Origin of the sequence: Streptomyces sp. NPDC046727 (assembly GCF_040645635.1) — a bacterium.
GTDB lineage: Bacteria > Actinomycetota > Actinomycetes > Streptomycetales > Streptomycetaceae > Streptomyces.
In genome coordinates this window covers 25,809-32,868 of record NZ_JBEYYR010000059.1, presented here as the reverse complement: position 1 = coordinate 32,868, position 7,060 = coordinate 25,809, and the positions used below count along the sequence as shown (strand labels likewise).

At 71.2% G+C, this 7,060-nt stretch carries 6 protein-coding genes; 4 read left to right on the top strand and 2 right to left on the bottom strand.

From position 1 onward, the window contains the following. The first annotated feature begins 131 nt into the window (after positions 1 to 131). From ABZ937_RS40880 to ABZ937_RS40870, 3 genes are all read left to right on the top strand, one after another. Positions 132 to 437 carry an amidohydrolase family protein gene (locus tag ABZ937_RS40880; protein WP_361700231.1) on the top strand — a complete coding sequence of 102 codons (306 nt, stop codon included), beginning with the start codon at positions 132 to 134 and terminating at the stop codon, positions 435 to 437. Next, on the top strand, positions 434 to 1,675 hold the full coding sequence (locus ABZ937_RS40875; RefSeq protein WP_361700229.1) for a cytochrome P450: 1,242 nt from the start codon (positions 434 to 436) through the stop codon (positions 1,673 to 1,675). The genes ABZ937_RS40880 and ABZ937_RS40875 overlap by 4 nt, the downstream gene beginning before the upstream one ends. A gap of 273 nt (positions 1,676 to 1,948) precedes the next feature. Next, positions 1,949 to 3,181, top strand: coding sequence for a hypothetical protein (locus ABZ937_RS40870; RefSeq protein WP_361700226.1), 1,233 nt, complete (start codon positions 1,949 to 1,951; stop codon positions 3,179 to 3,181). Between the two features lie 36 nt (positions 3,182 to 3,217). Here ABZ937_RS40870 and ABZ937_RS40865 read toward each other — a convergent pair whose 3' ends face one another. Next, positions 3,218 to 4,015 (bottom strand): TetR/AcrR family transcriptional regulator, encoded by a 798-nt coding sequence (locus ABZ937_RS40865; protein ID WP_361700223.1) that lies wholly within the window; start codon positions 4,013 to 4,015, stop codon positions 3,218 to 3,220. Between the two features lie 237 nt (positions 4,016 to 4,252). On the opposite strand from ABZ937_RS40865, the gene ABZ937_RS40860 reads away from it, so the two are divergent. Further along, on the top strand, positions 4,253 to 5,965 hold the full coding sequence (locus ABZ937_RS40860) for an MFS transporter (RefSeq protein WP_361700221.1): 1,713 nt from the start codon (positions 4,253 to 4,255) through the stop codon (positions 5,963 to 5,965). A 49-nt stretch (positions 5,966 to 6,014) separates the two neighbouring features. Here ABZ937_RS40860 and ABZ937_RS40855 read toward each other — a convergent pair whose 3' ends face one another. After that, positions 6,015 to 7,058, bottom strand: a complete 1,044-nt coding sequence (locus tag ABZ937_RS40855; protein WP_361700219.1) for a 2-hydroxyacid dehydrogenase — start codon at positions 7,056 to 7,058, stop codon at positions 6,015 to 6,017. Positions 7,059 to 7,060 lie beyond the last annotated feature (2 nt).

Here is a 7,060-nt window from a genome sequence, read left to right as displayed (position 1 = left end):
CTGACCCGCTCCGAGACCCTCAGAGGGCCCACGGACGATCCCGCGGTGATAAGGGCGGCGGGCCCCGGCATTGGGCCGGGGGCGCGCCGCCCTCCGGGCCGCCCGGCGCGGCCTCCGCACCACCGGCCGCCATGGAGCCGGCCACCGGGCGGCCTTCCGCGTCGAAGCCGCCGGCCATGGAACCGGCCGCCGACCCTGCCGCCGCGCTCCAGCGCATGTACGTCGACACGAGCCCGTTCAGCGCGGCGCATCTGAGCCTGAACGCGGAGGTGCTGGGGCCCGAGCGGATGCTGTTCGGCACCGACTCGCCTCCGATGGCCGCTCCGCTGGAGGACTTCATCCGCATGATCGAGAAGCTGCCGGTCGACAAGGCGGCCCAGCAGCGCATTCTCGGCGACAACGCCCAGGCTGTCTTCGACCTCAGGAGTCGTCCGTGACCACCACGCAAGACGCCGTCACCGCCGCCGAGCGGTGCACCCCGGAGTTCCGGCGGGATCCGCACCCCGTCTACGCCCACCTCCGGGACGAGGCGCCGGTCTGCCCCATGAGACCGCCGCACGGCAACGAGACGTACCTGATCACCCGGTACGAGGACGCGCGGGCCGCCCTGTCGGACCCCCGGTTGAGCAAGGACATGTACGGGGCGATGGACGCCTACCGGAGGATCTTCGGTGACTCGTCCGTCGCGCTGGACGACAACATGCTCAACTCCGACGCGCCCAAGCACACCCGGCTGCGCCGGCTGGTCAACTCCGCGTTCACCCCGCGACGGGTGGAGGCCCTGCGGCCGCGGATCGAGGAGATCGTCCAGGACCTGCTCGACGCGTGCCCGTCCCGGGAGCGGTTCGACCTGCTGCCCGCGTTCGCGTTCCCGCTGCCGATCATCGTGATCTGCGATCTGCTCGGCGTGCCGCCGACGGACCGGTCGCGGCTGCAGCACCTGTCCACCACGGTGGCGCAGACCGGTTTCGGCGAGGAGTTCAAGCGGGCCCAGCAGAAGGCGGAGGAGGACCTGCACGCGTACTTCACGGAGCTCATCAGGGCCAAGCGGGAACGGCCGGGTGACGACCTGCTCAGCGCGCTCACCTCGGTCCGGGACAACGACGACGCGCTCACCGAGAACGAGCTGGTCTCCACGGCGTTCCTGCTGATGTTCGCCGGTCACAAGACGACCGCGTACCTCATCGGCAACGCCGTCCACCAGCTCCTGTCCCATCCCGCGCAGCTGCGCGCCGTACGGGAGAACCCGGACCGGATCCGCGCGGCGGTGGAGGAACTGGTGCGCTACGACGGTTCCGTCGAGTCCGCGACGTTCCGCTACGCGACCGAGGACGTGGAGTACTGCGGGACCCTGATCCCCAAGGGCGCCCTGGTCCAGATCGCGATCAGTTCGGCCAACCGCGATCCGCGGAAGTTCGACGCCCCGGACGAGCTGGACGTGATGCGGCCGGGCAACGCGCAGGACGCGCATCTGGGGTTCGGGCACGGCAGCCACTACTGCCTGGGCGCCCCGCTGGCCCGGATGGAGACGCAGCTGGCGCTCACCCGGCTGTTCGACCGGTTTCCCCGGATGGCCCTGGCCGACCCCGCCGGCGAGCCCCGCTGGCTGGAGGTGCCGTTCCCGGCCTTCCGGGGCCTGGCGGAGCTGCAGGTCGTCCTCGATCCCGCCGGCTGACGGCCTCGGTACGACGGCCCCTCCCGGATCCGACGACCGCCCGTGCTCCGTGGCCGCGCCCGCCTACGGGGCTACGGTCGGCGGCAGTTGCGCCGGGCTGACCCGCTCGCCCATCAGGTCGGTCCGCTCCTGGCGGGAGGGTCACTTCGCCGAGGTCGGACAGGGCGAGGGTGAGGCGGCCCGCCATGGTCGCGGGTTCGAAGTCGGCGCCCTGGCGGACCGCTCCGTCGACTCCGTTGTGTCCTGGGCCTGCACGAGGGCGCCGTCGTGGGCATGGCCGACGGCTACGCACAGACGACCGGCCGTCCCGTCGAGGGCTACGACCTCGTCGTCCTCGGCGCCGCCATCCGGACCCTGCTCAGGACCCATCACCTCGGCATGACGGCGGGGGACGCGACCACCGTCGTCACGCTGTCGCCGGTCGGCGTCGCCATCGGCGCGGTGCTGGCCGACCGGCTCGGCCGGCGCCTGCTCCTCATCGGTTCGGTCGTGCTGTTCTCGGTCTTCACCGTCCTGGTGCCGCCGGACTGGTCGTCGCGGCCGTGCAGTGGTTCCGTCTTCGTGCGCGCGGTCGCCTCGTTCATGGGCCTGCTGCTGGTGTACGGCCTCAACACCTGGCTGCCCAGGCTCATGAACGACGCCGGCTACCCCGTCCCCACGGCCGTCACCCAGCTCCTCTACCCGGCCGCCGTCCGGGGCACCGCCCTCGGCTCAGCCTCCGGCATCGACCCCTGGGGCTTCTACTTCTTCGCCGTAGGGGCCGTCCTCGCCTTCCTGGCCGCACTCACACTCCCGGCCCGGCCCCGCACCGCAACCGGAGGGACGACGGCGGAGCGGCACGGGTCCGGCCGATTCCCTCCCGTGCCGCAGCCGTCAGTTGTCCTTGTTGCCTTGCTTCTCGTGCTTCTCCTGCTTGCAAGTGGACATCTCGGCGGTCCTGGCGCCGTCCTCCTTCCGGACCGGCACCCGACGGCCGGTCGTCCCGTCGGTCACGGTTCTCGATCCGAGGGGGGTGCGCAGGGTCGCGCAGGCCGGGCCGAGGAGGGCCACGGCCGGGCAGGCGACATCCCGTCCCGTCCGGGTGACGACCCGCACGGTGACGGAGACACCCTGGGAAGTCTCGGACACCCGGAGGCGCGGCAGCTCGTCGCAGCCACCCGACTCCGTCATGACAGCGAGGGTGCGACCGTCACCGCTCACGGTGACCGGTCGGGTGATCGCGTCGTTCCTCGTGACGGTCTTCACCCCGGCGAGCCCCGAACATCCCGTCAGTACGGCCATCGCCGCGACGGCCCCCAACACAGCGCAACGATCAAGCGTGTAGTTCTTCACAGTAGACCGACGCCGGCAGGGGCGGTTTCGTTCGGGCGGCCGGGACAGCGTTGGGTTGTGGCCGTCGATGTCGTCACCGAGATCGCGAATGTCAGGGACCCGGCTGCACCGAAAGGGCTGTTGGAGGGCGCCGACGCCGACCGACGTCAGGGGGTCCGCCCTGCGACCCCCTGACGGTGCGCCTGCTGATCTACGGCTGCTCCATCGCTCCTAAGACTGGCCGGTGTCCGGGCTCCCCGCTGCCGCCGAGTCCGGAAGATAGCTCGCCAGGCCGCGCAGGATGATCTCCAGGCCGATCTCGAAGCGCTCGTCGGAGTCCGTCACCATCAGCCCGGCCAGGGCGCGCAGGTGGGGAAAGTCCGTGGCGGGCAGGGACGCGAAGTAGTTCTGCATCTCGCCGGCCATCTCGCTCCAGTCGGGGCGGGCCAGCGAGGAATCGTCACCTTCGTGCGGCGCGGCCCGGTCCTGCCACATGCCCTCCTCCAGGACGAACCCGTCGATGTAGGTGGAGATGAGGTCACCGGCCTCGGCGGCGATACGGTCGGGCAGACCGGCGGTGCGGAAGATGGCGAGCAAGGCCTCCACATGCGGAAGCAGTTCGGCGGTGAAGGGGACGTGCGCCATGGAGATCCTGGCCATGTCCCGGTGGGCCAGCAGGTGTCGCCGCCCGGTCCGTGCGAAGTCCCGCACCTGCTCCTGCCATCGCTCAGGGTCGGGCGCGGGCATCTTGTAGCCCTCGAAGAGACGTGTGTACATCAGTTCCAGGAGGTCGTCCTTGGAGCTGACGTGGGCGTAGAGGGCGGAGACCGTGACGTCCAGTTCGGCCGCCACCTGGCGCATCGACATCCCGTCGAGCCCCTGGCGGTCCAGCACGGTGTAGGCGGCCTCGACGACCCGTTCGCGTGACAGGGGTGCCCGCGCGGAGGCGGCGCGGGCGCGCGTGGGGCGCTCGCGGTCCCAGGGTGAGGGCGGAGGGGGCGTGGGGTTGTCGGCTGCCGCGTCGCTCATGAGGACAGTCTAGGCGTCGGGAGAACAGTGTTCTCCTCGGGCGAGCGACGTTCACCCAGCGGCACCATCGCGATATAGCTTGTCCTAGCCTCGCGATTGCGCTATATCTTGATGAACACCGTTCGTTCGAAGAACGCCGTTCACCTTGAGAACAGTGTTCTGCTAAGGTGAACACTGTTCTCCCGCACTCGCGGTCCTCATCGCGGCGTGCCCTTCTGCTTCTGCGAGGAGTTTCCGATGGCCACCACCGGTGTCGCGTCCACCGAGACGCCCACCGACTCGCCCGCGCCCTACCGGTGGCGCTGGGTTGCTCTCTTCGTGATCCTCGCGGCCGAGGTGATGGACCTCCTCGACGCCGTCGTCACGAACATCGCCGGCCCCTCCATACGGGCCGACCTCGGCGGCGGCGCCTCCACCCTGCAGTGGCTCGCCGCCGCGTACACCCTCTCGATGGCCGTCGGGCTCGTCACCGGGGGCCGCCTCGGGGACATTCACGGCCGCCGCCGGATGTTCCTCGTGGGAGCCGCCGGCTTCACCGTGGGCTCGCTGCTGTGCGCGCTGGCCGTGTCGCCCGGGATGCTGATCGGCGCTCGCGTCATACAGGGGCTGTTCGGCGCGGTGATGCTGCCGCAGGGCCTCGGCATGATCAAGGAGATGTTCCCGCCGAAGGAGTCGCAGAAGGCCTTCGGCCTGTTCGGCCCGGTCATGGGACTGTCCGCGGTGTGCGGGCCGATCCTGGCGGGCTGGCTCGTGGACGCCGACTACTTCGGCACGGGCTGGCGGATGATCTTCCTGATCAACCTGCCGCTGGGTGCCGCGGCCCTCCTCGGTGCCGTGCGCTACCTGCCGAGGAGCACGTCCGCCGACAAGCCGCGCCTCGACATCCCCGGCATGCTCCTGGTCTCGCTGGCCGCGCTGCTCATCATCTTCCCGCTGGTCCAGGGCCGTGAGTACGACTGGCCCGTGTGGACGTTCGTGATGATGGCCGCCTCCGTCGTCGTGTTCGTCGCCTTCGGCAGGTACGAGTCGCGGATCAGCAAGGCCGGCCGGGACCCGCTGGTCATCCCGAGCCTCTTCCGCAAGCGTGGGTTCAGCGGCGGCATGACCCTCGGGCTGGTCTTCTTCTCGACCATGCAGGGCTTCATGCTGGTCTTCAACCTCTACACCCAGATCGGCCTCGGCTACTCGCCCCTCAAGGCGGGACTGGTGATGGTGCCCTGGTCCGGCGGCATGATCGTCGGCTTCGGGCTCGCCCAGGGTGTCGCCCGGTTCGGACGGGCCGTACTGCAGGCGGGCACCCTGGTCATGGCGCTCGGCGTGTTCGGTGTGTGGCTGACCCTCGACATGGTGGGGGGCGGCGTCGGACCCTGGCAGCTCCTGCCGTCCCTGCTCGTCACCGGCATCGGGATGGGCCTGCTCATGGCGCCGTTCTTCGACATCGTGCTCGCCAGTGTCGAGGACCACGAGACAGGCTCGGCGTCCGGCACGATGACCGCGATACAGCAGCTCGGCGGCGCCTTCGGCGTGGCCCTCCTCGGCACCGTCTTCTTCGGTCTGGTGGGCGGCGGCATCGCCACCGCCGTCGACGACCACTCGGACGGCCTGCGGGGGCAGTTGGCCGCCGCGCACGTCGCTCCCGCCGTCCAGGACCGCGTCGTGGCGGACCTGCGCAAGTGCGCCTCGGACCGCGCCGTCGCCAAGGACCCCGCCGCGACCCCGGCCTCCTGCGCGCGTCTGGAGAAGGACACCCGGTCCGCCGTGACCTCGTCGCAGGCCGCGGCCCGGATACCCGCCGCGCTGCAGGACACCACGCAGTCGGCCTTCCGGAGCGGATTCGGCTCGGTCATGCAGACGGTGCTGTGGATCGTCGACGGCATGCTCGCCCTGACCTTCCTGCTCGCGTTCCTCCTGCCGCGCCACGCGCGCCCGGAGGGGTCCGCCGGGCACTGAGCCCGCACCGGCCGACTGCGGAGGGCGCCCTTTCGGCAAGGGCGCCCTGTCAGCTTCCCAGGACCTCGGGGTTGGCGCAGTGGGCCAGCGGCTCGCCGCGGAGGAAGCGGTCCGCCTCGGCGGCGACGATCCGGGCGGCCTTGTGGGCGACCTCGCGGCTCGCGCCGGCGATGTGCGGGGTGAGGACGACATGCGCAGTGGACAGCAGGCGCGAGCCGGCCGGTACGGGTTCGACGGGGAACACGTCGAACCCGGCGGCTGCCAGATGCCCTGCGTCGAGCGCGTCGCACACCGCGTCGTAGTCGACCAGGGCGCCGCGGGCGCAGTTGACGAGGACGGAGCCCTTCGGCATGGCCTCGATCTGGGCCCGCCCGATCATGCCGCGGGTCTCGTCCGTCACCCGGGCGTGCAGGGAGACGATCCGGGAGCGGCCCAGCAACTCGTCCAGGGGCACGAGTTGTGCGACGCCCCGCACCGTCTCCGGTCGCACGTAGGGGTCGTGGACGAGGACCGTGGCCCCCATGGCGGTCAGGACGCGGGCGACGCGCGAGCCGATGGCGCCGAAGCCGACCAGGCCCACGACCGAGCCGTCGATCTCGACGCCGCAGCGGGTGTAGTCGTAGTGGTCGCCGCGCCAGGTGCCCTGCTTCAGGTCGGCGTGGACGTCGCCGATCCCGCGGGCGGCGGCCAGGATGAGCGCGAGGGCGTGCTCCGCGGTGGCGACGGCGTTGCGGCCCGGGGCGTAGCAGACGGCGACGCCATGGCGGGTGGCGGCCTCCAGGTTGGCGTTGACCGGTCCACCCCGGCTGACGCAGAACAGCTCCAGATCGGGGCAGGCGGCCAGCACCCGCTCGGTGAGGGGGGCCATCTGGGTGACGCAGATCCGTACGCCGCGCAGCGCCTCGATGATCTCCTCCTCGGTTCCGGACGCCTCGTCGACCTCGGCGACCTTGCCGAACGGGGTGTGCGGCCAGGGCAGTCGGAGCTGCCGGACGACCAGGTCGGGGCCGGCGGACGTGGCGGCGCGCAGTTCCTGTTCGAGCAGCCCGGGAAGGACGAAGTGGTCGCCGGCGGCGAGGACGGTGGTGGGCACGG

Excerpts from the sequence above, each read along its gene's own strand:
- ABZ937_RS40880 (WP_361700231.1), top strand. The coding sequence starts at position 132 with ATGGAGCCGGCCACCGGGCGGCCTTCCGCGTCGAAGCCGCCGGCCATG.
- ABZ937_RS40870 (WP_361700226.1), top strand. The coding sequence starts at position 1,949 with ATGGCCGACGGCTACGCACAGACGACCGGCCGTCCCGTCGAGGGCTAC.
- ABZ937_RS40865 (WP_361700223.1), bottom strand. The coding sequence starts at position 4,015 with ATGAGCGACGCGGCAGCCGACAACCCCACGCCCCCTCCGCCCTCACCC.
- ABZ937_RS40860 (WP_361700221.1), top strand. The coding sequence starts at position 4,253 with ATGGCCACCACCGGTGTCGCGTCCACCGAGACGCCCACCGACTCGCCC.